Genomic DNA, 436 nt, shown 5'->3' with positions numbered 1-436 from the left:
ACAGCCTTATCCACATCTGCTGATGGTACAGTAAAAGTCATATCTGTTTTTGAACCATCTTCAGAAATATTTTGCACAATCATATCAACATTAATCCGCTCTTCAGCCAAAGGACCAAAAATCGCTGCAGAAATCCCTGGACGATCTGCAAGCCGACGAAGCGAAATTTGTGCTTCATCCTTAGCAAAAGCAATACCAGTAACATTTTGTTGTTCCACAATTTCATCCTCATCACAAATAAGTGTTCCAGAATAATTCATTGGATCCCCTAAGCCTAACGCATCAGGATCCTCAAAACTCGAACGTACAAAGGTACGGACTTTATGAACCATTGCCAATTCAACAGAACGAACCTGTAAAACTTTTGCACCAAGAGAAGCCATTTCCAGCATTTCTTCAAAAGCGACCTTTGTTAAACGACTTGCTTTAGGTTCTA

1 protein-coding gene is annotated in these 436 nt (G+C 39.9%); it reads right to left on the bottom strand.

The annotated features are described in order from the left end of the window. Positions 1–436 (bottom strand): ACT domain-containing protein (locus tag J7R05_RS08260; RefSeq protein ID WP_208541878.1); only part of this gene is annotated, 436 nt, incomplete at both ends.

Source organism: Bartonella capreoli (genome assembly GCF_902813205.1).
Classification (GTDB): Bacteria; Pseudomonadota; Alphaproteobacteria; order Rhizobiales; family Rhizobiaceae; genus Bartonella; species Bartonella schoenbuchensis.
The sequence above is the reverse complement of the archived record's forward strand: the minus strand, read 5'-3'. Positions and strand labels throughout refer to the sequence as shown.